The organism is Bacillus sp. IBL03825 (genome assembly GCF_024712505.1).
GTDB lineage: Bacteria > Bacillota > Bacilli > Bacillales > Bacillaceae_G > Bacillus_A > Bacillus_A wiedmannii.
In genome coordinates, this window is record NZ_JAMXKE010000001.1 from 3516251 (window position 1) to 3541098 (window position 24848).

Sequence of the window (24848 nt, forward strand, 5' to 3'; positions counted from 1 at the left end):
TTATTCCTCACTTTTTTCTTCCTCATCGAGTGAAATATCTTGAAATACAAAACGAACAACTAAACTAAGTAAAATAACCATAACGACAAATCCAACGATACAGCTATAAAAAAACCATGCTGGAAAACCGAATACATATGTATATTCACTTGGATTTTTACTACCAAGCCCATAAGCAAATCCGTACCATATTATAAAATTAATAATAGCAAGTCCAAGGCCAATTAACGCTTCTCTATGGGCGATTCGAAAGCGTGGATCATCATGATAATCCTTCATTTTTCTCCCTCCTCTCACGATGTATTATTGTACCATTGTTCTTCTAGTTTTTCCTACTAGAAAGCAAAAACAAGCAGGATTTTTTATAATCATATAGAAGACTCTCTTACATTACATATTTTTTACAATTGTAACACAAATGAAATTTGAATTTTCAGTATTTGTTAATTATGATTAAAATTAGAGGCTTTCCATCTAGTTCCCACATCCTTGATTTCGGAATAAACGCCGTCTCGTACTGCGTTTACATTATATTTTCAAGGGGGTTATACAATGAGTCAACTAGCTGTAAATCTTCATGAAAAGGTAGAAAAGTTTCTTCAAGGTACAAAAAAGTTATATGTGAATGGATCTTTCATCAAAAGCGCTTCCGGTAAAACATTTAAAACACCTAACCCAGCAACCGGCGAAACACTTGCTGTCGTTTCTGAAGCGGGTCGCGAAGATATTCATAAAGCTGTCGTTGCAGCTCGCATGGCTTTTGATGAAGGCCCTTGGTCTCGCATGAGCACTGCTGAGCGAAGCCGTCTTATGTACAAGTTAGCTGATTTAATGGAAGAACATAAAGAAGAGCTTGCACAGCTTGAAACGTTAGATAACGGAAAGCCAATTCGTGAAACAATGGCAGCAGACATACCACTTGCAATTGAGCATATGCGCTATTATGCTGGCTGGGCTACGAAAATTGTCGGTCAAACAATCCCTGTTTCTGGTAATTTCTTTAACTATACACGCCATGAAGCTGTTGGTGTCGTTGGTCAAATTATTCCTTGGAACTTCCCACTTCTTATGGCAATGTGGAAAATGGGAGCAGCGCTTGCTACAGGATGTACAATCGTTTTAAAACCTGCAGAACAAACTCCACTATCCGCTCTATACTTAGCTGAATTAATTGAAGAAGCTGGATTCCCGAAAGGAGTTATTAATATCGTTCCTGGATTCGGTGAATCAGCTGGGCAAGCACTGGTTAATCATCCACTCGTTGATAAAATTGCATTTACTGGTTCTACTCCAGTCGGTAAACAAATTATGCGACAAGCATCTGAATCATTAAAACGCGTTACACTTGAGTTAGGCGGTAAATCACCAAATATCATCTTGCCAGATGCTGATTTATCTCGCGCGATTCCTGGTGCACTTTCTGGTGTTATGTTTAACCAAGGACAAGTATGCTCTGCTGGATCACGCTTATTTGTTCCGAAGAAAATGTATGATAATGTCATGGCTGATCTCGTCCTCTATTCAAAAAAACTAAATCAAGGTGTCGGTCTTAACCCTGAAACAACAATCGGTCCTCTCGTTTCCGAAGAACAACAAAAACGTGTAATGGGCTACATTGAAAAAGGAATTGAAGAAGGCGCTGAAGTACTTTGCGGAGGAAGTAATCCATTCGACCAAGGCTACTTCGTTTCTCCTACAGTATTCGCTGACGTAAATGACGAAATGACGATTGCAAAAGAAGAAATTTTCGGTCCAGTTATTTCTGCAATACCTTTTAACGATATTGATGAAGTAATTGAACGTGCAAATAAATCACAATTCGGCTTAGCGGCTGGTGTGTGGACAGAAAATGTTAAAACAGCACACTATGTTGCAAGTAAAGTACGTGCTGGTACTGTATGGGTAAACTGTTATAACGTCTTTGATGCAGCATCTCCATTTGGAGGATTTAAACAATCCGGTCTTGGCCGTGAAATGGGATCTTACGCATTAAATAACTATACAGAAGTGAAGAGCGTTTGGCTCAACTTAAATTAATGAAAAAAGAACCTGGCCTATCCGGTCAGGTTCTTTTCATTATGTATTCCTTTAAACTTGTAGTCCTCCGCTCACATTCAATACTTCTCCTGTAATATAGGATGCGTATTCTGATGCTAAAAAGGCAGCTGCGTTCGCAATATCTTCTGGCGTTCCAATTCTACCAACTGGAATCGCACCGACCATCTTTTCTTTCACTTTATCTGGTATCGTTTTTGTCATATCTGTATCCATAAATCCTGGGCAAATCGCGTTACACGTAATGCCGAAACTTCCAACTTCTTTCGCTGCCGTTTTCGTTAAACCTACAACGCCTGCCTTCGTAGCCGCATAATTTGCTTGACCTATGTTTCCTTCTCTACTAATTGAAGATATATTAATAATGCGTCCATACCCTTGTTGTCTCATGTAAAGAAGCGCTGGTTGCATACAATAAAAAACACCTGTTAAATTTACTTGCAGTACTTGTTCCCATTCTGGTTTCTCCATTTTATGTAACATAGCATCTCGCGTAATTCCTGCATTATTTACTAAAATGTGCAGTGTACCAAATGTTTGGACAGCGTATTCAATTAAGGACTTCGCATCATTTTGATTACTCACATCACAACGATACTGCTTCACTTCATATCCTTCATCTGATAATTCACGTGTCGTTTTTTGTAGCTTCTCTTCATTTACATCGCTAATTAATACTTTAGCCCCTAGTTTTGCATAAACCCTTGCAATCTCTTTTCCAATTCCCTGTGCAGCTCCTGTTACTACAGCTGTTTTCCCATTTAAAAACTCCATCCCTATCCCTCATTTCTATTACTTATACTGTATATTTCGGCTCTTTACTTCCCAATTCCTCTTTGTATAAAAAAGTCTATTTGTGTCAAACTAACTTTGCAACGTCGCATAAAACACAAGGAGATTGTGTCGAATGAACAAAAAAAATTTCAAGCAAAACAAAGCTGCTGATGGCATTGATGTTGAGTTCTCTCGTGAACTCGCTGACCACAATGACTTAGAAGCAAACGCACGTGCAAATGCCGCTGATGCACGTCAAAAACGCCAGTCAACAGAAAAATAAGGAACGCACAACCTTATTCTTTTCAACAGGGACCTACTACCCAACAAAAATAAACCGAGAGATATCTCTCGGTTTATTTTTGATATTGTTTTATATAATGTGCCAAAGTAAGTAGCGGATATATATGAGCGTAGCTATGGTAATAAATATAAAACCCACCTGGTAAACCTGTTCCGGTAGGATATTTTTCATTCACATAAGGATTCGCAAGCAAATATGAAATACCTTTTCGAATAGCTGGTGTTTCTTTATCATAGTAAGAAATGAGAGCATCTAACGCCCATGCTGTTTGGGATGGTGTACTGAATGGTAAAGTAACGAACTTTTTTTCCACACTACTGTGGCACGATTCCCCCCACCCACCATCTTCATGCTGTATATGTTCCAGCCATAAAGCTGCTCGTTTCATTGATGGATTGCTAGATGCAATTCCGAGTGACCGTAAACCAGTCATAACAGCCCACGTACCATATATATAACAAATCCCCCATTTCCCATACCATGATCCATTTTCTTCTTGCACATTCATTAACCAATTTATCGCACTTTGTTTTTGTTTCTCAGGCAATTCATTTTGCGCGTATGTCCCGAAAAGCTCTAACACTCTTCCTGTAATATCTGGTGTAGAGGGATCTGTAATCATATCGCTTGCATTTTCGATTGGTAAATTTGCTAATAAATTACTCGTCACACCTTTTTCAAACGCTCCCCAACCACCATCATTATTTTGTAATCCTTTAACCCAATTGACCCCTTTCTTCCAAGCATTATCTACATTTTCGTTCCCTCTACTTCTTGCCAACGCTCTTAGCACAGCTGTTGTATCATCGACATCTGGAATTGTCGTATTCACATCCGAAAAACCCCAACCGCCTGGAGTCAGCGCCGGAGCATGTACGCTCCAATCAGCTTTTTTTGTATGCTGTTTTTTTAATACATACGCTGCTGCGTGTTGAATCATCTTATTATCTTTCGAAGTGTAGGCCTCTTGTAACGTATAGCTGAGTAAAGCCGTATCCCATACAGTTGAAGGAGAGTTTTGCAAATGATTCCCTCTTTCCATCTTCCATATATAAGATGTTATCCCTGCTATAGCTTTTTGAATCATTGATGATTGAAGAGAATGTCCTAACGCGAGTAAAGCATAAATCATATAAAATGAGGCAGTTGCGTAACTATATAACGTTCCATTTTCATCAATACGCTCTTTCATAAAACGTTCGACTTCCTCATATCCTTTATGGTGTAAAGAAAGTGGATACGATATGATTTGTTTTACATCACTTAATAACGTTTGAAACAACGGAGACCGCTCCTCCCGAAACCATTCCCCGCCCCCGCCTGCGATATGATTTAAATTTGGCAGTAACTTTTTTCCTACTCGAAATCTTTTATTTAAACAAACCATCATCGGAATTAAATGGATACGTGCTGAGCTACTCAATTCAAATATACTGAGGGGTGAATCATTTTGCAGAAACATAATAGGTGTTGGCAAATGAAAAAGCGAAGGGTATTCATATTCTCCATGAATTGCTAATAAAAACTTCGTCATAAAATGAGCACGCGCCACGCCTCCACGTTCCTTAATAAACATTTCGGCCCGCCTCATATTCGCATCTTCTTTTGTATATTTTTTTGAAGCTAGTAAGGCAGCATAAGATTGAATTGTAGCAGATAAATTGCCACCCACTTCATCTTCATACAATTTCCATGTTCCTTCATTTGTTTGAAGTGATGCTAATCTTTTTACAAACGGTTCTATTTCTTTATCTCTACCTAATAATTTTAATAAAAAAATCATATGGCAATCTGTTAATGGTGCTCCTTCAAAACAAAACTGCCACGTACCATCTTGCCGTTGCATCGTTTGAAGTGCAGTTGTTCTTCTCGCTATTTCTTCATGCACTTTTTCATATAATAACAAGTTACTCACCCACCCTTTCGAAATCCGTATAACGATATTCAAAAAGGTAGCTAAATATGTATGAAAACAAAGAAAAACAGAACATATAAAATGTTCTGCTCATAAGCAATATCCCACTCCGACAATAATCCCTACTAAAGCACCGACTACTACTTCATACGGTGTATGCCCGACAAGTTCATTTAACTTCTTATATTCTGTTTGTCTACCGTGAAAGAACTCATTCAATATTTTCGCTTGTTTACTAACTGCAAGTCTTACTCCTGAAGCATCATACATAACAATTATTGCAAAGATAGCAGCAATAGCAAATAAGGTACTTTCCACACCTTCCACAACGCCAACACCTGTCGCAAGTGCTGTAACAGTTGAAGCATGAGAACTCGGCATCCCACCTGAAGCGAAAAACTTTGCAAAATCAAATTCACCCGTTTTGAATAATTTAAAGACTACTTTCGTTAATTGTGCTAGAAACCATGAAATTACAGCGGCCATAAGCGGATCATTATGTAAAATTGTTTCCACGTTCTCAGCTCCCTACTGACTATAATGGAAATCTATATAGTATCAGTATAAATAAAAATGCGTAGAAAATACTACGCATTATGATACTTTTGCTGATTTATTTTTTATAAATTTCGGTTGTTTCTGCACTAAAAACTTTGTTTTCGCTATTGAAAACACAAATAATGCAACCCATATACAGAAAAATGCCATCATATGAGTAGATGTGAAATGTTCACCAAATACGAATACACCTAAAATTAAACTAATCGTTGGTGCAATATATTGTAAAAATCCTACCATATAAAGCGGAATAAGTTGTGCTCCTTTTGCAAAATAAAAAAGTGGTAAAGCTGTAACGATACCTGCTCCTATTAATAGTAACGTCGATAACATGGAAATAGATCCAAATGAACCGAATCCATGCGCTCCTGTCATAACGAGATAGATAATCGCAAACGGCGTCACTAACATTGTTTCCATCGTAAGACCAATTGTCGCATCATAGTTTAACAATTTTTTCGTTAATCCATATAATCCAAATGAAAAGGCAAGTGATAAAGAAACCCACGGAATAGATCCGAAACGCACTGTTAAAATGATAACCCCTACTCCAGCTAAACCAACTGCAACATATTGCCAAAAGTTTAACTTTTCCTTTAATACAACTGTACCAAGTAAAATACTAATAAGCGGATTAATATAATATCCAAGACTTGCTTCAATAACATGATTATGATTAACGGCCCATATGTAGACAAACCAGTTTCCGCTAATCAAGACTGAAGCTATTGTTAATGACATTAATAATTTAGGTCGTTTAAAAAGATTCACGAACTCCCCAATAAACTGACGAAATCTCTTCGTAACACCTAATACAAGTAACATAAAAACGAACGCCCAAACAATGCGGTGTGCTAATATTTCATCTGCTGGAACTTCCTCAACCCATTTCCAATAGATTGGTAGGATTCCCCACATCGTATAAGCACCAGCCGCATATATAATCCCTTTTTTTTGCTGTGCTGATTGACTCCCCATCTTCCCTTTTCTCCTCTTCTCGTTTTTCTCCATTATACGGTCCCGCATGCTCACTTTACCAATAATCAATCTGCAATTCTTTCGACATTTCTCATACAGCAAAAAGTAAACATACTGTTATAACGACAAGTAACGGTATACCGAAAACAAATTTCTTTTTATGTGTTTTATGGTGAAACATATACATACCAATCCAAGCACCAACTGCGCCTCCAGCTACCGCTGATAAAAACAACGTACTTTCTGGCGTTCTCCACTGTTTCTTCTTCGCTTTTCGTTTATCAAGCCCCATAAGGCTAAAAGCTATAACGTTAATAATAATAAAATAAATCCATTTCATCGCTTTCTCTCCCTATGAAAAATTCGCTTAATGGTAACATGAAAAAACGATGGAAACAACTGAAGAACTCTTTTTATTAATTAGTTACCTTTATATTTAAATAACCAACTAAAATTGCAGTTAAAGCAATTAAAAAGAAAGATATTATGAGCAGAATCTTATATTGCCTTCCCTTCATCCACTACCATATCATCGAAAAAACTTCTCTCAATCTCTTTTTCATCAAAATGCAGAACTACAATTAGTCCTACATATAAAGAAACGAAATTTAGAAACCATTTCCCATTATCATCTTTCTTAGCTAAACATTTAAATATCTCTTGAAATTGCATACGTTCATCTGCAGCAACAACCGGGCGCACACCAAAATATTTCAATACGAAATGTAGGTTCAGCTGCACGGATAATGATAAAATATATTTTAATATCTCCGTATACTCCGCACTATCTTTTTGACTATACAACTTCACAAGCTTTTGATGTAAAGTAGAAATCGATAATTCTTCTTCAGTCACTTTAGTTGCTTCTATCGTTTCAATCATCTTTTTCATATCCATTACATTCATCCCTTCTGCAAAAAAACAAAAGCCAAAGCGTATTTATTTTATAATCAGCAATAATTGAGTATTTCTCATCTCTCGTTCATCTTCACTAACTAAGTCATACTTTTTTAAAAGATGAAAGATATCATTTAATATTTCCTGTGAATGATTCCCTCCCAAAAATCCCTTTAACTCTTTAAAAATCACTTCCGGTAAAAAACTCTTCTGACTTTCAAGCTTATTCATTACATCTTCCATAGAATGATCGATATTACACGCCATACTAAACTTCCCCCTCTATCCTCTATAAATAATATCCTCCGCTAACGATGTAAACACTTCTCCTACAAGAGACTCTTCATCATATACAGATGAACCGTTATTTTCTTCTCGTTTTGCAAAAGGTATTTGTGCAATCACTTCTGTTTGCAATTGTTCTGCAAGCATTTCGCCGCCACCTTTTCCGAAGAGATAATTTTTCGATCCATCTTGTTCTTCATAATAAGCCATATTTTCTACAATACCTAAAATCTCGTGTTTCGTATGTTTTGCCATAACACCTACTCTAGATGCTACGAATGAAGCTACGTTGTGTGGTGTTGTAACGATAATTTCTTGCGCCTGCGGGATCATTGCTGCAACATCAATAGCTACATCTCCTGTGCCAGGTGGTAAATCAAGAAGTAAATAATCTAATTCTCCCCAGTGCGTATTCGCAAGGAAATTTTGAATCCATTTATTTAACATCGGTCCGCGCCACATAACTGGGTTATTTCCTTCCGTAAAAAATCCCATCGACATAATTTTAACACCGTGACTAACAACTGGAATTGCTGTTTGATCAATCATCGTCGGTTTTTGATTCGTTTCCATCATAGCTGGAATGCTAAAACCATACATATCTGCATCTAATATCCCCACTTTTTTGCCCATACGAGCTAAAGCAGTTGCAAGGTTAATTGTCACCGTTGATTTTCCAACTCCACCTTTACCGCTCGTTACAGTAATAAATCGTACCCCTGAATCAAGGCGAAGCATGCTCGGCATTCCAGTTTCTGTTCTACTATTTTTCTTTAACTTCTCTGTTAGCGCAGCTCGTTCTTCTTGTGTCATAGAACCAAATGTCAAATCTACTTTAGATGCACCAATTGCCTGAAGAGACTCTTCCACATCTTGTTGAATTTTTACCTTTAATGGACAACCTTGAATCGTTAGCACTACTTCAAGTTTAACCTCTGTTCCATTCATTTGTATATTTCTAACCATATTTAATTCTACAATACTTTTGTGTAACTCCGGATCCTCTACATGTTTTAATGCGTTCATTATTTGTTCTTGAGTAATCATAGAACTCATCCCTTCTCGTATTCGAATTTATATACAACATCTTCTTGGCGAAAAAGCTTATTATCCCCCACTAACGGGCGGGATTAATGCGACTATATCTCCAGCTTTTATCATCTCTTCATCCGTTACAAACTCTTCATTAACAGCCACAATCACTCTATCAAGCGATTGTAAGCAATAGCTTGCTTTGAACCATTCTTTTAATTGCTGAACTGTCATTTCTTGCTTTTCTAAAATTACTAGTCGATCCGATCCGACTTCCTCACGTAAATTTGCGAACAATAAAATTGTAATCATCTTCTCATTCTTCCTTCTTCGGTTTTCCATCCGGATATGCCGTATTTTCAAGTTGATCTCCAATCCACATCGTTCCATCTTCCCAAAATTCTTTTTTCCAAATTGGGACGATTCGTTTTATACGTTCAATCGCGTATTCATTCGCTTCATACGCTACTTTACGATGCGGTGATGAAACTGCAATAACGACCGCAATATCCATGATTTCTAACCGCCCTACTCGGTGCGTAATTGCTACTTTTGCGTCCGGCCATTTTCCATTAATTTCTTCATCAATTTTCGTAAGTTGTTTTACTGCCATCGGTTTATATGCTTCATACTCTAAATGTAATGTTCGTTTTCCTTTTGTTAACTCTCTCACCGTACCAATAAAAGTTGTAATTGCACCTGCTTCTCTTCTTGCGACTTTATTCGTTACTTCTTCAACTACAATCGGTATATCTACAATCTCAAATAGCGCTTGTCCCATTAGAAACACCTCTCACTTTATAAAATGCCCAAGGCCATTCACTACCTTCGTTATCTTCCAGCAAGAGAACATCTACGAACATATCTTTTTTATAACCTCTCGTACCACCTGGAAGTACAATAAATATATTTGTCTCTGCTAGAGAAGAAACCGAGCTAGATTTATCAAACCCTGACGGATAAGCAATTAATTGCCCTTCGTTATATGTCAGTTTTGCTCGCACAAATCTTGTAAATGGATTTGGTTTTAGAAAATCTTCTCCTAATAACGCTTTTTCTCTTTTTACATGTGCTTTCTCACTAAACATATACGTCCGAATACACGGTCTTACAAATAATTCAAATCCTACGTAACAAGCAGATGGATTTCCTGATAAACCAAATAATAACTTGCCATTTAATTGCGCTACAGTCGTAACACTTCCTGGCCGCATTGCAACTTTATTGAAAAGAACCGATGCACCTAACTTTTCGTAAATAGCTGGTAAATAATCGTAATCCCCTACTGATACACCGCCTGTTGTAATGAGCATATCCACTTGGCTTAACGCTTCTTTTACAGCTGTGAAACATGTATGAAAATCATCGCTAAACTTCCCAAAATATTTTACTCTTCCGCCCGCTCTTCGAATTTGAGACAATATCATATACGTATTACTATTTCGGATTTTCCCTGGCTGTAATGAATCATTTACATCCAGTAATTCACTACCAGTCGCTAACAATCCAATTACAGGCTTTCTTGCCACTGGTACCTCACTATATCCGAACGTAGCAAGCAGAGCAGAAATACCTGGATGAATGTATGATCCTTTTTTTGCAAGAACCGTTCCTTTACGAGCATCTTCACCTTGAAAAGAAATATTGTCGCCCATTTTGAATGATCGCTTCACTTCCATATAATTGTTGCCAGCTTCCTCATATTGACGAGTCAACTCTAACATAACAACCGCATCACACCCATTCGGAATTTGTGCTCCCGTCATAATTCGAACTGCTTGAAACGAACCTACTTTCTCGTGGAATATTGATCCCGCACCAATTTCACCAACTACTTCAAACACAATTGGCGTTTCATAACTTGCTACATTCGTATCTTCTGCTCTAATAGCAAATCCGTCATACGGTGAACGATTGAATGAAGGTACATCATGGTCAGCTACTAAATCCTCCGCTAATATACGCCCGTAAGCTATTTCAATAGGTAGTAGCTCCTTTAATCCCTCATTAGCAAATCCCATTACTTTACGAACAGCTTCTTCAACCGTAATTGGCACTCTTCTTTCCATTATTGACAACCCTTTCTATTAACCGAATACGCGATAATATAATTGTTTCGCTTTCGAAATATCATTTGTACCATGAATGAAAACACGACCATCCTGAAAAATAACGACGCGGTAATCATCTAATTGGCAAGATAGTAAATACGGATTCCGATCTACTTTCCCCAGTTTTTTTAATACGTTTTCTATATCGTCAAAATCGTACTTCCTATTTTCTACTGGCCTAATTTGCACTGTATTTCTTCCGCATAAAGCAGCTACCTTCGTTTGGTTTTCGTATGATAAATAAGGATAAGTTCGATTCGAACCGCACGAAGGGCAATCGTCTGTTTTTATTTTCCCTAGTTTTATAAAATGATTTTGATTACTCCATATATCAAACATGAAAAATGTTTTTCTAATTGCTGAGAAATCTCCTACTAAAATTTTGAATGCTTCCGCCACTTGATATGCTGCGACAATTTGAACAGTCGGGCTAATAATTCCAGCTGTATCACATGTCACACCTGTAACAGGAACGTTCTTCAGCACACAATGTAAACATGGGGTCTTTTGCGGAATAACTGTATAACTCATACCGTACGATCCAACGCAAGAACCATATACCCACGGGATATTATGTTTTTGTGATAAGTCATTTATTACAAATCGAATATCAAAATTATCTGTTGCATCAATTATTACATCTACATTTTTTAATAGGTCTTCCATGTTTTCTGCACTTGCATCCATTAAGAAGGCATCTATGTGTACTTCCGAATTAATTCGCTCTAACCGGTTTTTAGCAGCAATTGCTTTCGGCATTTTTTCTCTCGCATCTTGTTCAGAGTACAATTGTTGCCTTTGTAAATTACTCCATTCAACGTAGTCACGATCAATAATCGTCAACTTACCAATACCTGCACGTACGAAACTTTCAGCACTTGCACTTCCTAATGCGCCTGCTCCTACAATTAACACATGTTTATTTCGAATTTTTTCTTGCCCTTTACTCCCAATTGGTTTGAACAACTGTTGTCGTGAATACCGCTCAGCCATTACATACCCTTCCTCTCACGAGCTCTATTTCATATTAGAATGTTGTTTTTGATAACAAGCAAAGTAAGCAAATCCAACAAATCCAGCTCCTCCAATTACATTTCCAATAAAGACAGGAACAAAATTTCTAGCAAGGTCCATCCACGTCAGATGACCTGCAAAAATAACTGCTGAGATGACAAACATATTTGCTACCACTTGCTGAAATCCAATCACTACAAATGCCATAATGGGAATCCAAATTCCGATTATTTTTCCGACAAAATCACTCGTTCCATAAGCGAGCCAAAGCGCCAGACAAACGAGCCAATTACAACCAATTGCTAAAATTAAAGTTCTCCCAAACGATTCATGTAACTTTCCTTCTGCTATCGCTACCGTTTTATTTAAATAATCTCCCTCTGTTAATCCGCCAAGATGACCGAAACAATACGCTACGAAAATAGCTCCCACGAAATTCATGAAAGTAATCCAAATCCAGTTATTTAATACACTTACCAATGTAATTTTCTTTGCATATAGGGCCATAGACAGTGACATCATATTTCCAGTAATTAATTCTCCTCCTGCTAATACGACGAGCATCAGTCCAACAGGAAAAACCGCTCCTCCTAATACATTGACTAAACTCCCCCAGCGCTCAGGTAAATTACCTAAAACGCGAATGTTAAGTAAAAAACCGAGCGAAATAAACGCTCCTCCTAAAAAACCGAGAATAAGCATTGCTGGCAACGTCTGACTTACTTTTTGAACACCGGCCTCAATTACGAGTTCAGCAATTTGTTCCGGTTTATGAAATGCCATTACTAATTCCTCCATTTTCTCCAAATAAAAAAGCAGCTTCAAAAAACCTCCTCAAAATAAAGGTTTTTGAATGCTGCTTAATTTCTCTGCACATCTTTTACAGAGATATCAATCATCATTTTTACTATAAAATAGAAAATCTACAAACGTTGCACATTTTCCATTTTGTATATACTTCATCATAGCGTCACTTTTATATATCAACCACCAATATGTGACATTTCAATTTTAGGTATTCTTTTTTTACTTGTATTATTTAAGCGTTCATCTGAATAACGATCTTCTCTATTGTTCCATATATCGCGTACGATATATGTTATTTCCTCGTCAGTGTATCCAGATCGAAGTAGTTCTCTCAAGTCATTTCCTTTAGAAGCGAACAAACAAGTATATAATTTTCCTTCTGCAGAAATACGTGCTCTCGTACATGATGAACAGAAGGAATCTGTTACTGATGAAATAATACCTATTTCTTCATCACTTCCAATATAACGATAGCGAGTAGCAACTTCACCTGCATAATTCGCTTCTATCCGTTCTAATGGCATAACTTGATGAATGGCATCTACTATTTCTTGTTTCGAAACGACCTCTTTTAACTCCCAACCGTTATAATTCCCAACGTCCATATACTCAATAAAACGAAGAATATTCTTATTTTCCTTAAAGTATTGCGCCATCTGCAAAATATCTTGTTCATTTTTCCCTTTTTGAACGACCATGTTAATTTTAATTTTCATACCAACTTCAGCTGCAGCCTGTATTCCTTCCAGGACCCTTTGCACTTTGCTTCTATTACCATTCAAATAGAAAAACCGATTTTCTTCTAAGGAATCTAAACTAACTGTCACACGTGATAAACCCGCCTTATATAAATCAGGAGCAAACTTTTTCAGTAGTGATCCATTGGTTGTTAAACCGATATCCTCCACACCATCTATTTTATTAAGACGCTCAATAAGCTGCGGAAGACCTCTTCGAAGTAACGGTTCTCCGCCCGTAATTCGTAACTTTCTTACACCTAAAGAAACAAAAATACGTGTTATCCTTTCAATCTCATCAAAAGATAAAATTTTATCATTAGACAAAAACGAATAATCCGGACCAAATATTTCTTCTGGCATACAATAGCGACAGCGAAAATTACAGCGATCAGTAACAGAAATACGTAAATCCTTTAAAGGGCGTTGTAGTTTGTCTAATGTGACAGATTTCATCTTTATTGCCTCGCTTTTACTTATTTTATATTTATAACACGCTCTGGATGCGTATATACATTTAAGGATTGATTCCGAATAAACCCTATCGTAGTAATACCTAATTCTTCTGCTAGCTGCAAAGCCAACTCGGTTGGAGCTGATTTTGACAGTATAATTTCACAACCGATCTTTGCAACTTTCAATAATATTTCCGAAGAAATACGACCACTAAAAACAATAATTTTATCTTTTATAGAAATATTATTTTTTAAACAATAACCGTAAATTTTATCTAACGCATTATGCCTACCGATATCCATTCGGCTTAAAATAATGCCATTCACATCGCACAAAGATGCATTATGAACGCCGCCTGTATGACGAAATGTCTCCGCAGATTGCTGCATTTCTTTCATTAACCGAAAACAGTCCTCTACATCAACCTTTACATGGATACCATTCATTTTTTTAGCGCTTAGTGCATCATTTGCAAAAACAAACCCTTGTCTACTCATACCACAACAGGAAGTAATATATCGTTTATTTTGCATTTGTTCATAATACGGATTTACTTTTGTCGTTGTTACATGTACAAATCCTTCTTTTTCCTGTACCCATATGTCATCAATATCTTCATACTTCCGAATGATTCCTTCAGATGCCAAGAACCCGATTACCATGTCTTCTATATATTCTGGAGTACTAACCATTGTAACAAACTCCTGTCCGTTCATTTTGATCGTGACTGGAAACTCTGTTACAATGCTGTCCTCTATATGCTTAAACGCCCCTTGTTCATAACGGAAGATTTCTCTTTCTACCTGTATCGGTTTCACGATCAGTATCCTTCTCTCACGTTATATTTTTATCAAAAACAAATACCGAAACTGCAATATCCTCTTCTACTTTCATATCTGAAAATAAATTCACTAATTTCGCTCCAACAAGTTCCTCCAAATGTTCACGGGAATTCGCAGCATACACTTCTTGAATCATTTTCGTTCTAGCCATATGAACCATTTCCGCACCGTCCATCGTACTTGAAATGAATTTTTCAGTAGGTGTTAAGTTTCCATAAAGGGTTGCAATCGCCATATTTTCAGCAAATACAGTATGAATTCTTTCTGGCCCTTTTCCGAAAAGTTCTTTTCGAAGTTTTCGTATCATATCATTAAATTCATGTACTTTTTTTGACATACAATTATACCTCCCAAAAGCCTCATTTTACTTTATTATATATTTTACCAAAATGATCCTTCCGCCCAAACTATTTCGTACAAACATTTGGGCGAAATAGTTCACTTCATGAAGTTTATTCGTCTTTTAACCCTTTCCCCATACCTTTTAAGAAATGAAGTCCAAACCCGATAGCACGGTTAATGTCTGGGTCTTTCAATACTTTCATAAGATCGAATACCCCTACTTTTTTGTTACTCTCTAGATGTTCATTACCTTCTTCTAGTCCTACTAATAAGCTACCTATAAGCTTTTTCGTAAGCCCCGGATCAAGTTCTGTTAAAGCACCCGCAGCACCCATCATATTATTAATTAAATTTGTAACAGGCTCACGAGTCACTTGGCCAAGAACAATCTTTGCGATTGGTTCTTTCGCCTTTAGCATAGAATTTGCAGCTTCTAGCATTCCGATGTCATTTAATTCCCCAACAATATTAAACATTTGCTTTAAAGCTTCTTCATTATTAGCTAGGAGCTCTTTTAAATCATCTAATTTTTGCTGTTTTATTTCTTCCTCAGTTAATTCTTGTTTTTGAATCATTTTTATAGGTGCAGCCATATTTTTCTCCTCCTACTTATCCGTTAAATGCACATACCCTGGACGTGCCCACTTACGATTTACCTCAATACCAGCTTGAGGATGGCGTTTTTTGTTACGCGGGTTCGCTTTTGGCATCGGATTTGCGCCATCAACTTCTAGCACTTCCATACGCACTTTCGTTTGTTTATAAGCAGGTGTGTTCGTACGTACGTCCACAGCAGGACCTGTTAAGAAATTAATTGCTGTTTCATTATCTGTAGAGTTCATCGGTAAATATAACTCATTCGCTTTTACACGGTCTGTTACAAGTGCACGTAATTTTAATGCTCCAAAAGGAGAGACAAGGCGAACTAATGAACCTGTTTTCACTCCACGTTCTTTTGCAAGTGCTGGAGAAACTTCAACAAACACACCAGGTACTTTCGTTTGAATACCTGTTGATTTATTTGTCATATTCCCTTCATGGAAATGTTCAAGCATACGACCGTTATTAATGTGAAGATCGAACTCCGCTGGGAATTCAGCTGGACGTACCCAGTCAGCAATTGCAAAACGAGCTTTTTTATCTGGGAAGTTAAATCCATCTTGGAACAGAAGTGGTGTATTCGTTCCATCAAAACTTCCCCAATGGAAACTATTCCATCCTTCAAGTACTTCATAATTTGCTTGTGAGAATAGTGGTGATAAACTTGCCATTTCAGCAAAAATTTCACTTGGATGGCTATAATTCCAGTTTGCACCTAATTTATTCGCAATCTCCTGCACAATCCACCAATCTGGCTTCGCATCTCCAAGCGTAGGAAGAACTTGATACAATCTTTGTACACGACGCTCTGTATTTGTGAAAGTACCTTCTTTCTCAAGAGACGGTGCTGCCGGTAATACAACATCTGCATATTGAGCAGTTTTAGATAAGAAAACGTCTTGCACAACGAAGAAATCAAGGCTTGATAACACTTCATGTACGTGGTTCGCATTAGAGTCTACAAGAGCCATATCCTCTCCGACAAGATACATAGCTTTCATTTTCCCTTCATCAATTGCGTGAAGCATTTCAATATTATTAAGACCTGGTTCACTATTAATTTTCACTCCGTAAGCCATTTCAAATTTCGCACGTTCCATATCGTTAGTAACGTGCTGATATCCAGGAAGCCATCCTGGTAAAGTACCCATATCACAAGCACCTTGTACGTTATTATGGCCTCGAAGTGGATATGCACCAGCACCTGGACGACGATAATTACCTGTTGCAAGCAGTAAGTTTGAAATCGCAGCGGAAGTATCCGATCCACCTGTATTTTGCGTTACTCCCATACCCCAAAGGATACATATACCATCTGCATCTCGAATCATTTCAGCCATTTGAATAAGTGCTTCTTTTGAAATACCAGTCATTTCTTCTGCATATTCAAGTGTATATTCTTTCAGACTCTCTTTGAAATCTTCAAAGAAGTTTACATTCTCATCAATAAATCGTTGATCGTGCCAGCCTTGGTCAATCATATATTTCGTAACAGCCATTAACCATACTTGATCTGTTCCTTGTTTTGGACTAATAAAGATGTCTGAACGCTCTGCCATTTCTGTTTTACGAAGATCAGCCACAATTAATTTTTGTCCGTGTAATTTATGCGCACGTTTAATACGTGTAGCTAAAACAGGATGACCTTCTGTCGGATTACAACCTACAATAATAACAAGACCGGATTTTGCGATATCTTTAATCGTTCCAGCATCTCCACCCATACCAATTGTACGGAATAATCCGTCCGTCGCTGGTGATTGACAATAACGTGAGCAGTTATCAATATTATTCGTTTCAAATACTTGTCGAGCTAATTTTTGAATAACATAATTGTCTTCATTCGTAATTTTAGATGAAGAAATAAAACCGATAGCATCTTTACCGTATTCTTCTTTAATAGATCCTAATTTACTTGCAACTACATTTAGTGCTTCTTCCCATGTAGATTCAACAAACGCTCCATTTTTACGAATTAAAGGTTTCGTAATTCTTTCCTTAGAATTTACGAAATCCCAACCGAATTTTCCTTTTACACAAGTAGAAATTGCGTTAACTGGCGCATCAGAAGAAGGCTGTACTTTAAGAATTTTACGCCCTTTCGTCCACACTTCAAATGAACAACCTACACCACAAAATGTACATACTGTTTTCGTTTTCTTCGTACGAGTATCACGCATGGCCGCTTCCACTTCTGATACCGCAAAAATGCCGCTATATCCAGGCTCAACTTCTTTAATTAAATCTACCATCGGTTCAAGAATATCTGGTTTTAATCCCGTCATAAATCCAGCTTCACCGAGCATCGTTTTCTCCATTAAAGCATTACAAGGGCAAATGGTTACACATTGACCACAGCTCACGCATGAAGAATCATTAATATTTACTCCTTCATCCCAAATAACTCGTGGGCGTTCCGCTTCCCAGTCTATTGATAACGTTTCATTTACTTGTAAGTTTTGACATACCTCAACACATTGACCGCATGCAATACATTGATTAGGATCGTAGCGATAAAACGGATGCGTCATATCAACTTCACTTGCATCTACTTTTGGTTCATAAGGATATTTTTGATGTTCAATCTCCATTAATTCTGCTGTATTATGCAGTTTACAGTTCCCATTGTTGTTGTCACATACTGTACAGTATAATAAATGATTTTCTAGTAAACGATCCATCGCCTCTGTTTGTGCTTCTTTCGCATGAGCAGAATTACGTTCAATGTTCATACCTTCTGTCACTACTGCCGAACAAGAGCGCACTAACTTTCCGTCAACCTCTACAATACAAGTGTCACATGTTTGAATAGGATCTACTTCTGGCACGTAACAAATTTGCGGATGTTCAATCCCGTTCTCATTAATAACACCCAATATCGTTGAACCAGGCTCCGCTGTATACTTTTTTCCGTCAATTGTAATATGAACCATGTTGTTATTCATGGTCTTTCCCCCTTTTTGAGAATAAAAAAAACTCCACCACGAAAATATACGCACCACATTTCGGCACGTTATTATCATGGTGGAGTAGTTTATTAGCACATCTTGCTAAAATACCAATCCATTTATTCATAAATAAAATGATAGATTCATAACAGGTCATATCACGATTCCATCTTTAACACTATAATTATAGCGTTAAAGTTAAAAATATACAATATAAAATTTAAACTACGCATATGTCAGCACGGAACTATCCATAATAACCCATATAAAACATAACAAGGAGCAAGCGAACAAATGGGGTCTTTTAATAAATGGATACGTGGTGAAAAATCTTTCTTTGCACAAGAACAAGCTGATCACCTATTAAATAAATCTATCTCTTCCTCTCTTTCCCTTAATCTAAAGCACTTGTCCAAACTTTTTAGCGGTATTCCAGAATTAATTACACGCACTTTCCCGTTAAAAAACGGAAAAGAAGCCGCTCTCATATATATGGAAGGACTTGTAGATAAAACTGTTATTAACATTGATATTCTTCGCCCCCTCCTATTTAAAGAGTGGAATGAGGACGATTTTTGGGAATCTTCAGTTACAATCGGAAATGTAAAAAAAGTTCAGCAATGGTCAGATATTGAACAGTCCCTTTTACATGGTAAAAGTATTTTATTTATTAATGGACAACTTACAGCGTTAGAACTAGATACGCAATCGGCGCCAAAAAGGAGTATTGAAGAACCTACAACAGAAACTGCCATAAAAAGCTCACACGAAGGATTTAATGAGGTAGCGAGCGACAGTCTTGCACTTATTCGTCGATATATTCCAAATCGCGAATTGAAAGTGAAGGAATTCACTGTTGGTGAACGAGCTACTTCAAAGGTTTTTTTGCTGTACTTAGCAGACGTTGCAAACGAAGGCGTTGTACAAGAAATGGCATGCCGCATCGAATCAATCAAAGTGGATGCCATTATTACTACCGGAGAATTAGAAGGGTTTGTTGAAGATAATTCCTATACTCTCTTTCCGCAATTATCAATAACCGAACGCCCTGATACAACGGCCCATCACATTTTGGATGGACGAATTGCTGTTGTTGTAGACCGCTCACCCGGCGTATTAATTGGACCTATGACCTTTTCATCTTTTTTTCAGACGATAGATGATTACAGCTTCCGGCCAATGATTCCATCTTTCATACGACTACTTCGTTTTACCGGACTATTTATTGCAATATTTGCTCCAGCTCTTTATATTGCTATGATTTCCTTTCATTATGAAGTGATTCCACTTAAATTATTGTTAACAATTGGAGAATCTCGAGCTAAAATTCCTTTCCCCCCTATATTAGAAGCACTTTTGATGGAATTAGTACTTGAAATGCTCCGCGAAGCTGCGGTTCGGCTTCCTGGTCCCGTTGGACAAACGATTGGAGTCGTAGGAGGGATTGTCATTGGACAAGCTGCTGTTCAAGCAGGAATAGTAAGTAATGTTATGGTAATCGTCGTATCTATTACTGCAGTCGCTTCTTTTATCATCCCTAACATGGAAATGTCAGCAGGAATTCGGCTTCTTCGCTTTCCAATGATGATAACCGCTTCTTTGTTTGGGGTCATTGGAATTATGGTCGGGATGGTAGTTATCATCATCCATATTCTTTCTATGGAATCACTTGGTGTTCCTTATGGTAGTCCTTTTTCTCCGTCATTTGCTTCGGATTTAAAAGACATTCTTGTACGGTTACCATGGAAACTAATGAAAAAACGACCACTATCCCTTAACTTAAAACAAGAGAATCGACAACGCGATATAGAAGAAACGGAGGAAGATAAGTGACAAAGCGTGCAAAGAGGGAGATTAGTTTATTTCAATACATTTTAACAATTAGTGGTGTTCAAGTAGGGTTCGGTGTCCTTACACTGCCACGTGAAGTTGCGCAAGGGGCGAATACAGATGGCTGGATGTCTATTATAATAGGATGCGCTATCACTACTTTAGTCAGTCTATGTATTGTAAAAATTATGGAAAAACATCCCGGGTATACTTTACTTGATGTGCTAACTCGTTATCTTGGGAAGTGGCTAGGAAGAGTAGGAATGATTTTTTGGATTTTATATGCTGTTCTTGCAGCTGTATCCTTAATTTTTTCCCTCTTATACGTTATTCACATTTGGATTTTACCTAGATCTCCAATGTTTTTAATCATGATGTTATTATCTATCCCAATGGTTATGCTCGCATGTAAAGGTGTTCTTATTATTAGCCGCTATGCTGTTTTTACTGTCTTATTTACACTCTGGATGCCATTGCTATTATTTATCCCACTTAAAGACGGGCATTGGGTTTATCTTCTTCCTCTCCTTAAAGAGGGATGGCTACCGGTTTTCAACACAGTAAAATCAACTATTATTGCCTTTCTCGGATTTGAGTTTGCATTCGTCCTTTATCCTTATCTCAGTAATAAATCATCTGCAAAAAAAGGAATCGTTATTGCAAATATGATTACTTTATTCGTTTACCTGCAAGTTACATTCGTTTCTTTCCTTTATTTTAGCCCAGATGGTATAACTAAGTTTTTATGGCCTACCCTTTCTCTCGTTACACCATTCCACTTTTCATTTCTGGAACGATTTGAAATTATCTTTTTGTCATTTTATCTCTTCATTATTTTTGATTCTTGCATTCCTTATATTTTTACTGCCTCAGATGGAATCAATCAATTACTTAACAAAAAAGGGAGTTCATTACCTATTTGGTTATTGTTATTCGGGTGTGTTTTCGTTTTATTCTTTTATATCCCTTCTTCTTATCAAATAAGTGCCTTGCGGGATTTTTGGGGAACTGCAAGTTATTTTATCGTTTTTCTATTCCCGGTCTTCTTTCTCTTATACATGACACTTTATCAGCATTGGAAAAGGAGAAAAATTTAAATGAGACGCTTTATTCATTTCACTATACTTTGCTTTCTCATAATCTTTTTAACAGGTTGTGGAGATCGGCTCGACTTAGAAAAACAATCGATTTCATTAATTTACGGTTTTGACGCAAAAGCAAAAGGAAAATTAATTGTGTACCACGTAAACCCTATTTTTAATGAGGATGTAGAGAAAAAGTACGAAACTCATGAAGCGAAAGTACGTACGCCTCGAGAAGCAAAAGCCACGTTTAATAGTTCAAGTAGTGGCTTAGTGTCTACAGAAAAATTACAGCTCATTTTATTTAGCACGAAGTTTTTAAAACAAGAAGGAGCTATGCCTTACCTTGATGTTTGGTATCGAGACCCTAAAAACACAGGAAATATGCGTATGGTTGCAGTAGACGGTCCAATTTCTTCAGTTATATATAATAACTTTAAAGATAAGCCTGCACTTCCTGAATATTTAACAGATTTAATTAATACGAACAAACTATACAATCGAACCGTGTTTACGACATTCCATGAATTTCATAGGCAAACTTTTAATAAAGGTATAACACCTGCTATCTCAGAAATAAAAAAAGGGAAAAAAGATGTGATTGTTACCGGCTCTGCACTATTAACTTCTCGTGGAATCTATAAAATGTCTTTAAATCGATATGAAAGTGCCCTTCTTCTTATGTTGCAAAAGAAAGCGAATATACCCGTTTCACTTACCCTGAAAATCCCTTCTCATTCAGTTGAAAGTAATAGTCATCTAAAAGATACCGTCGGCGACGATTTCGTAACAATAAATGTTCTTAGCATCAATCGTGATATCCATACAGGCTATAACGATAACCACTTTAAATTTAATATTGCAATGGATTTTAAAGTTTCCGTATCTGAACTTACATTCAACATGGATATAGATAAAGATAGAAAAAAATTAACTTCACTTATTACAAAACAACTAAACAAAGATTTAAACGATTTAATCCACAAAATTCAAAAACAGCAACTTGATCCATTCGGATTTGGTGATTATGCGAGAGCGTTTCAATATAAAGAGTGGAAAACGGTTGAAGACGATTGGCCGAGTGCCTTTTCAAAGGCTAATGTGAAAGTAGCACCTACTATTAAAATTTTAGAGAATGGGATTATTAAATAATAAAAACACGCTACCTGTTCTTATAAGTAGCGTGTTTTCATTTACATTACAATTATTATTTCAATGGACTATACTCTATTTCCATTTCTAACATTACTGTGTTTTTTAGCATATACAAAATATATAAATACACCTATTATTACCCATGCTACAAAACTAATTAACGTAAGCTGAGAGAGGTTCAAAGCTAAATATATACAACTTACTATTGAAACGATTGGTAAAAAAGGTACTAGCGGCGCACGGAATGGCCTTTTCATATTAGGATGTGTCTTTCTTAATACAATAACAGCTATAGATACAAAAACAAATGCTGTTATCGTTCCCATATTCACTAAATTAGCTAATAAATTCAAATCCACTAATCCTGCTAATAAAGCTGCAATAATACCTGTAACCCACGTATTAAAAAATGGGGTTTGTAAACGTTTATGTACACTTGAAAGTCTTTTTGGTAACAACCCATCTCGACTCATCGAATAAGATACACGAACAAATGCAAACATAGCTACTAATAGAACTGTCGTTAGCCCCGCTATCGCCCCCACCGATAACAATCCAGCAATTCTATCTTCTCCCACAATACGCAATGCATATGCAACTGGATCAGCGACATTCAACTCCGTAAACGGAACCATTCCAGTTAATACAAATGAAACACCTACGTATAGAATGGTACAAATGAACAATGAAACCAGTAGCCCAATTGGCACATTACGTTGTGGACGCTTCACTTCCTCTGCAGCTGTTGCAACTGCATCAAATCCTAAAAAAGCAAAAAATACAGTAGCAGCACCTCCTACTACACCATGAAAACCAAAAGGTAGAAATGGTTGCCAGTTCTCTGGTTTTACATATTGTGTCCCTACAACAATAAACCCTACAATAACAGCCAGTTTAATAATAACCATTATATTATTTATTCGTGCACTTTCTTTTGCACCACGACTTAATAAAAATGTAACAACTAAAATAATAAGAACTGCTGGTAAATCAATAATTCCACCCTTTCCCATACCAGGTGCCGAAGCAAAGATCGTAGGGATGTGAATATTAAACCCTAGTAACAATGACTGAAAATACGCTGACCATCCTGCAGCTACCGCAGAAGTCGCTAATAAGTACTCCAACATAACGCACCAACCGACTATAAATGCAAAAATCTCACCTAGTGTCATATATGTATATGAATATACACTTCCCGAAACTGGAACTGTAGAAGCAAATTCAGCATAACAGAAAGCTACACACGCACATACAATCGCCGCTAATATAAACGATAATACAATCGCTGGGCCAGCATGTTTCGCTGCTACAATACCTGTTAATACGAAAATCCCTGTACCAATAATTGCTCCAATCCCTAAAAGAGTTAAGTCAATTGCACCTAAAGTTTGATTCAATACTTTTTTCTTTTCTTCATCCATTGTTTTCTTTATTAAAAGACTCATTCATTGAAACCTCTTTTTCAAGTTTATCTCTTACTTATTGCAATCTTTATTACTGTTCTGTTTAAAAAATAAAAATATACATAATTCACTCTCCATAAACTTAATAATTTGATAAAAGACTGAAAAATCAATCTTTTTAAACTGTAGTAAATTGTAAAACAATTAATTCAGCAACACATCACTAAGAATGCTGATTGAATTTATCATACAATTAATTATATTGTCAACAATAAAATTAATTAAACAATAACGGTTAATTATGTATCAAATGTTATTTTTAAACATAATTATTTTCTTGAAAACATTGTTCCTTCTCATCTTTATATTTATACTCATTTTTTTATATTGATTTTTATACATTTTTCATTATATGAAATTTAAGAAACATCATCGTATCCTTAACTGAACTGTTATCTTCAAATAACAATCCAGTTAAGGATATGGAACCATTTAAAGCAAATAAAAAGTGCAGATTTTCATCTGCACTTTTTTTATTCTTCTACTTCAGCTTCTGCACTGTTATTTTCAAGATGTTCCTTCTGAGCCTTTTCTTGTAGCTCAGCTGAAATCATTCCATAATAAATTTCTGGATACAATCCAAATATTTGATATACACTTCCTAAAAACGGCATCGGAATCCCTCTTTTCTAAAGTTGTATTGCCACTTTTAAGGATTCC

General features: G+C 36.7%; 26 protein-coding genes. 5 read left to right on the forward strand and 21 right to left on the reverse strand.

Annotation, left to right across the window (positions count from 1 at the left end; genetic code table 11):
• Positions 1–279, reverse strand: coding sequence for a YhdT family protein (locus NHG49_RS17925; protein WP_000656242.1), 279 nt, complete (start codon positions 277–279; stop codon positions 1–3).
• A 273-nt stretch (positions 280–552) separates the two neighbouring features.
• Here NHG49_RS17925 and dhaS point away from each other — a divergent pair, with 273 nt between their 5' ends.
• Positions 553–2037 (forward strand): aldehyde dehydrogenase DhaS, encoded by a 1485-nt coding sequence (gene dhaS, locus NHG49_RS17930; RefSeq protein WP_088047044.1) that lies wholly within the window; start codon positions 553–555, stop codon positions 2035–2037.
• A gap of 51 nt (positions 2038–2088) precedes the next feature.
• Here the strand turns inward: dhaS and fabG are convergent, their stop codons facing one another.
• A complete protein-coding gene (fabG, locus tag NHG49_RS17935) occupies positions 2089–2829 on the reverse strand; it encodes a 3-oxoacyl-ACP reductase FabG (RefSeq protein ID WP_000395032.1) in 741 nt (246 codons plus the stop codon).
• 133 nt (positions 2830–2962) lie between these two features.
• Between fabG and NHG49_RS17940 the strand changes: the two genes are divergently transcribed.
• Complete coding sequence (locus NHG49_RS17940) at positions 2963–3112, forward strand: YfhD family protein (protein WP_001035806.1); 150 nt, start codon at positions 2963–2965, stop codon at positions 3110–3112.
• A gap of 73 nt (positions 3113–3185) precedes the next feature.
• Here NHG49_RS17940 and NHG49_RS17945 read toward each other — a convergent pair whose 3' ends face one another.
• The 17 genes from NHG49_RS17945 to fdhF form a co-directional block, all read right to left on the reverse strand.
• A complete protein-coding gene (locus NHG49_RS17945) occupies positions 3186–5039 on the reverse strand; it encodes a terpene cyclase/mutase family protein (RefSeq protein WP_258126399.1) in 1854 nt (617 codons plus the stop codon).
• 99 nt (positions 5040–5138) lie between these two features.
• A complete protein-coding gene (locus NHG49_RS17950) occupies positions 5139–5564 on the reverse strand; it encodes a divergent PAP2 family protein (protein ID WP_000447816.1) in 426 nt (141 codons plus the stop codon).
• 78 nt (positions 5565–5642) lie between these two features.
• Entirely contained in the window at positions 5643–6584 is a 942-nt protein-coding gene (gene rarD / locus NHG49_RS17955) for an EamA family transporter RarD (protein ID WP_088047043.1), read from the reverse strand.
• Between the two features lie 91 nt (positions 6585–6675).
• Positions 6676–6924 (reverse strand): DUF1294 domain-containing protein, encoded by a 249-nt coding sequence (locus NHG49_RS17960; RefSeq protein ID WP_000871331.1) that lies wholly within the window; start codon positions 6922–6924, stop codon positions 6676–6678.
• A gap of 158 nt (positions 6925–7082) precedes the next feature.
• Positions 7083–7481: a nucleoside triphosphate pyrophosphohydrolase family protein gene (locus NHG49_RS17965; RefSeq protein ID WP_064476944.1), complete on the reverse strand. Its 399-nt coding sequence runs from the start codon at positions 7479–7481 to the stop codon at positions 7083–7085.
• Positions 7482–7523: 42 nt separating this feature from the next.
• Positions 7524–7748 carry a hypothetical protein gene (locus NHG49_RS17970; RefSeq protein WP_064476945.1) on the reverse strand — a complete coding sequence of 75 codons (225 nt, stop codon included), beginning with the start codon at positions 7746–7748 and terminating at the stop codon, positions 7524–7526.
• 15 nt (positions 7749–7763) lie between these two features.
• Positions 7764–8813 carry a P-loop NTPase gene (locus NHG49_RS17975; protein WP_064476946.1) on the reverse strand — a complete coding sequence of 350 codons (1050 nt, stop codon included), beginning with the start codon at positions 8811–8813 and terminating at the stop codon, positions 7764–7766.
• A 60-nt stretch (positions 8814–8873) separates the two neighbouring features.
• Positions 8874–9110 (reverse strand): molybdopterin converting factor subunit 1, encoded by a 237-nt coding sequence (gene moaD / locus NHG49_RS17980; RefSeq protein WP_064476947.1) that lies wholly within the window; start codon positions 9108–9110, stop codon positions 8874–8876.
• Between the two features lie 4 nt (positions 9111–9114).
• Positions 9115–9579, reverse strand: a complete 465-nt coding sequence (gene moaE / locus NHG49_RS17985) for a molybdopterin synthase catalytic subunit MoaE (protein ID WP_064476948.1) — start codon at positions 9577–9579, stop codon at positions 9115–9117.
• Positions 9560–10867 (reverse strand): molybdopterin molybdotransferase MoeA, encoded by a 1308-nt coding sequence (moeA, locus tag NHG49_RS17990; protein WP_258126400.1) that lies wholly within the window; start codon positions 10865–10867, stop codon positions 9560–9562. The genes moaE and moeA overlap by 20 nt, the downstream gene beginning before the upstream one ends.
• Before the next feature lie 18 nt (positions 10868–10885).
• On the reverse strand, positions 10886–11902 hold the full coding sequence (locus NHG49_RS17995; protein WP_064476950.1) for a molybdopterin-synthase adenylyltransferase MoeB: 1017 nt from the start codon (positions 11900–11902) through the stop codon (positions 10886–10888).
• Between the two features lie 24 nt (positions 11903–11926).
• Positions 11927–12706, reverse strand: coding sequence for a formate channel (locus NHG49_RS18000; protein WP_029439229.1), 780 nt, complete (start codon positions 12704–12706; stop codon positions 11927–11929).
• A gap of 200 nt (positions 12707–12906) precedes the next feature.
• The gene (gene moaA, locus NHG49_RS18005; protein WP_206768198.1) at positions 12907–13923 is read right to left on the reverse strand and encodes a GTP 3',8-cyclase MoaA; all 1017 of its coding nucleotides are present in this window, start codon (positions 13921–13923) and stop codon (positions 12907–12909) included.
• Positions 13924–13943: 20 nt separating this feature from the next.
• Positions 13944–14741, reverse strand: a complete 798-nt coding sequence (gene fdhD, locus NHG49_RS18010) for a formate dehydrogenase accessory sulfurtransferase FdhD (RefSeq protein ID WP_000802678.1) — start codon at positions 14739–14741, stop codon at positions 13944–13946.
• 16 nt (positions 14742–14757) lie between these two features.
• Entirely contained in the window at positions 14758–15102 is a 345-nt protein-coding gene (locus NHG49_RS18015) for a Na-translocating system protein MpsC family protein (RefSeq protein ID WP_000039582.1), read from the reverse strand.
• A gap of 115 nt (positions 15103–15217) precedes the next feature.
• Complete coding sequence (locus NHG49_RS18020) at positions 15218–15700, reverse strand: helical membrane plugin domain-containing protein (RefSeq protein ID WP_064476952.1); 483 nt, start codon at positions 15698–15700, stop codon at positions 15218–15220.
• A 12-nt stretch (positions 15701–15712) separates the two neighbouring features.
• Positions 15713–18652, reverse strand: coding sequence for a formate dehydrogenase subunit alpha (gene fdhF / locus NHG49_RS18025; RefSeq protein WP_258126402.1), 2940 nt, complete (start codon positions 18650–18652; stop codon positions 15713–15715).
• Positions 18653–18949: 297 nt separating this feature from the next.
• On the opposite strand from fdhF, the gene NHG49_RS18030 reads away from it, so the two are divergent.
• From NHG49_RS18030 to gerSC, 3 genes are read left to right on the forward strand one after another with little or no spacing between them, the layout of a single operon-like run.
• Positions 18950–20488 (forward strand): spore germination protein, encoded by a 1539-nt coding sequence (locus tag NHG49_RS18030; RefSeq protein WP_064476954.1) that lies wholly within the window; start codon positions 18950–18952, stop codon positions 20486–20488.
• Positions 20485–21582 carry an endospore germination permease gene (locus NHG49_RS18035; protein WP_064476955.1) on the forward strand — a complete coding sequence of 366 codons (1098 nt, stop codon included), beginning with the start codon at positions 20485–20487 and terminating at the stop codon, positions 21580–21582. The genes NHG49_RS18030 and NHG49_RS18035 overlap by 4 nt, the downstream gene beginning before the upstream one ends.
• A complete protein-coding gene (gene gerSC / locus NHG49_RS18040; protein ID WP_064476956.1) occupies positions 21583–22719 on the forward strand; it encodes a spore germination protein GerSC in 1137 nt (378 codons plus the stop codon).
• A 68-nt stretch (positions 22720–22787) separates the two neighbouring features.
• On the opposite strand, the gene NHG49_RS18045 is transcribed toward gerSC, so the two are convergent.
• Positions 22788–24170, reverse strand: a complete 1383-nt coding sequence (locus tag NHG49_RS18045) for an amino acid permease (protein ID WP_000054731.1) — start codon at positions 24168–24170, stop codon at positions 22788–22790.
• Between the two features lie 491 nt (positions 24171–24661).
• The gene (locus NHG49_RS18050; protein ID WP_001116184.1) at positions 24662–24802 is read right to left on the reverse strand and encodes a hypothetical protein; all 141 of its coding nucleotides are present in this window, start codon (positions 24800–24802) and stop codon (positions 24662–24664) included.
• Positions 24803–24848 lie beyond the last annotated feature (46 nt).

Coding starts and splice junctions, on each gene's coding strand:
- NHG49_RS17925 (WP_000656242.1), bottom strand. CDS start 279: ATGAAGGATTATCATGATGATCCACGCTTTCGAATCGCCCATAGAGAA.
- dhaS (WP_088047044.1), top strand. CDS start 553: ATGAGTCAACTAGCTGTAAATCTTCATGAAAAGGTAGAAAAGTTTCTT.
- fabG (WP_000395032.1), bottom strand. CDS start 2,829: ATGGAGTTTTTAAATGGGAAAACAGCTGTAGTAACAGGAGCTGCACAG.
- NHG49_RS17940 (WP_001035806.1), top strand. CDS start 2,963: ATGAACAAAAAAAATTTCAAGCAAAACAAAGCTGCTGATGGCATTGAT.
- rarD (WP_088047043.1), bottom strand. CDS start 6,584: ATGGGGAGTCAATCAGCACAGCAAAAAAAAGGGATTATATATGCGGCT.
- NHG49_RS17960 (WP_000871331.1), bottom strand. CDS start 6,924: ATGAAATGGATTTATTTTATTATTATTAACGTTATAGCTTTTAGCCTT.
- NHG49_RS17965 (WP_064476944.1), bottom strand. CDS start 7,481: ATGGATATGAAAAAGATGATTGAAACGATAGAAGCAACTAAAGTGACT.
- NHG49_RS17970 (WP_064476945.1), bottom strand. CDS start 7,748: ATGGCGTGTAATATCGATCATTCTATGGAAGATGTAATGAATAAGCTT.
- NHG49_RS17975 (WP_064476946.1), bottom strand. CDS start 8,813: ATGATTACTCAAGAACAAATAATGAACGCATTAAAACATGTAGAGGAT.
- moaD (WP_064476947.1), bottom strand. CDS start 9,110: ATGATTACAATTTTATTGTTCGCAAATTTACGTGAGGAAGTCGGATCG.
- moaE (WP_064476948.1), bottom strand. CDS start 9,579: ATGGGACAAGCGCTATTTGAGATTGTAGATATACCGATTGTAGTTGAA.
- moeA (WP_258126400.1), bottom strand. CDS start 10,867: ATGGAAAGAAGAGTGCCAATTACGGTTGAAGAAGCTGTTCGTAAAGTA.
- NHG49_RS17995 (WP_064476950.1), bottom strand. CDS start 11,902: ATGGCTGAGCGGTATTCACGACAACAGTTGTTCAAACCAATTGGGAGT.
- NHG49_RS18000 (WP_029439229.1), bottom strand. CDS start 12,706: ATGGCATTTCATAAACCGGAACAAATTGCTGAACTCGTAATTGAGGCC.
- moaA (WP_206768198.1), bottom strand. CDS start 13,923: ATGAAATCTGTCACATTAGACAAACTACAACGCCCTTTAAAGGATTTA.
- NHG49_RS18015 (WP_000039582.1), bottom strand. CDS start 15,102: ATGTCAAAAAAAGTACATGAATTTAATGATATGATACGAAAACTTCGA.
- NHG49_RS18020 (WP_064476952.1), bottom strand. CDS start 15,700: ATGGCTGCACCTATAAAAATGATTCAAAAACAAGAATTAACTGAGGAA.
- fdhF (WP_258126402.1), bottom strand. CDS start 18,652: ATGAATAACAACATGGTTCATATTACAATTGACGGAAAAAAGTATACA.
- NHG49_RS18030 (WP_064476954.1), top strand. CDS start 18,950: ATGGGGTCTTTTAATAAATGGATACGTGGTGAAAAATCTTTCTTTGCA.
- gerSC (WP_064476956.1), top strand. CDS start 21,583: ATGAGACGCTTTATTCATTTCACTATACTTTGCTTTCTCATAATCTTT.
- NHG49_RS18045 (WP_000054731.1), bottom strand. CDS start 24,170: ATGAGTCTTTTAATAAAGAAAACAATGGATGAAGAAAAGAAAAAAGTA.
- NHG49_RS18050 (WP_001116184.1), bottom strand. CDS start 24,802: ATGCCGTTTTTAGGAAGTGTATATCAAATATTTGGATTGTATCCAGAA.